The organism is Neomoorella stamsii, from assembly GCF_002995805.1.
GTDB classification, from domain to species: Bacteria; Bacillota; DSM-521; order Neomoorellales; family Neomoorellaceae; genus Neomoorella; species Neomoorella stamsii.
Genome location: NZ_PVXL01000070.1, coordinates 1 through 1,310 on the forward strand (window position 1 = coordinate 1; position 1,310 = coordinate 1,310).

Sequence of the window (1,310 nt, forward strand, 5' to 3'; positions counted from 1 at the left end):
AATGCAAGGCAAGGATACCACATTATCCACATTTCATCAACTATTCTCTCCGGTTTCTAACGACTATTTTTGGCAATTAACCGAAGGTATGGGGGTTGATAAGTACGTTAAGAAGCTAAATACTCTTCAACTCGTTGAATTAATAACCTTCGCCCAGCTGGAACAACTTGACGGCCTGCGGGATATCAGCAACAGCCTCCATGACCCGAAATTCAACCGGGCCATCAACCTGGAAAGCATCAGTTTTTCCCAGATATCCCGCCGTTTAAGGGATTTGTCCCCGCAATTTATCCGGCTGTTATTCAGTTATCTCACCACTAAGGTGGGCCAAGAAATCGGCTTAGTAAACTTAAGGAACGCAGTAGGCCGTATTTACCTCATTGATTCCACCACCATTAGCCTCTGCCTGACCCAGTACCGCTGGGCCGAGTTCCGCCAGACTAAAGGCGGTGTCAAGCTCCACCTGCGCTTAAGGTTCTATGAAGAAGAAGTTCTACCTGATAAAGCAGTCATCACCCCGGCTCGGCCGGCAGATAAAACCCAGATGGATGTCCTCGTAGTTGAGGAAAAGGATGCCTTAAATGTTTTTGACCGTGGCTACGTTGACTATAAGAAGTTTGACAGGTACTGCGAAGAAGGCATCCGCTTTGCCAGCCGCTTAAAGGGTAATGCCATAGTGAAAGTGATTGCCGACTTGCCGGTAAACTCTGAGAGCAAAGTTAAAAAAGATCAGATGGTTTACCTGGGCAAAGATGGCGTTACCAAAATGAAGCATCCCTTAAGGCTGATAACAACCGAAGATACCCAGGGACAACCAGTAGTGATTGTCACCAATGATTTGCAACTAAAGGCAGAAGAATTAAGCGAGATTTACCGTAACCGCTGGCAGATAGAACTCTTCTTCAAATGGATCAAGCAACACCTCCAGGTAAAACACTTTTACGGCAAAAGCGAACAAGCTGTAGAAAACCAGCTCTTTATAGCCCTAATAACCTACTGTTTGATGGTCATACTCCAGTTAAAAGCCGGTTACCGGGGACCACTGCTAACCATTAAACGTTTAATCCGTACCTGCCTGTATGAACCCTTTACCTTCTTCGTCCAAACCCTGCACCTAAAGCATAAACGCAGCTCCCAAGGGCGGCGCAGGATAGACCATGAAGGTGTCTATCGGGAAATAGTAAGGCAAGTACTGGCTGGCGAAGCTGATTATCTTAATGACGTAACCTATGACCCCTTAGTTCTTTAAGCAGCTTAATATGGCAATATGTGGATAAGGACTACCCCTGATACCCTAAGTCCTTTAACCA

1 protein-coding gene is annotated in these 1,310 nt (G+C 45.9%); it reads left to right on the forward strand.

Annotated elements, in window-relative coordinates:
• The first annotated feature begins 1 nt into the window (after window position 1).
• Window positions 2-1,249 (forward strand): IS4 family transposase, encoded by a 1,248-nt coding sequence (locus MOST_RS14805; RefSeq protein WP_106007215.1) that lies wholly within the window; start codon window positions 2-4, stop codon window positions 1,247-1,249.
• Window positions 1,250-1,310 lie beyond the last annotated feature (61 nt).

Excerpts from the sequence above, each read along its gene's own strand:
- MOST_RS14805 (WP_106007215.1), top strand. The coding sequence starts at position 2 with ATGCAAGGCAAGGATACCACATTATCCACATTTCATCAACTATTCTCT.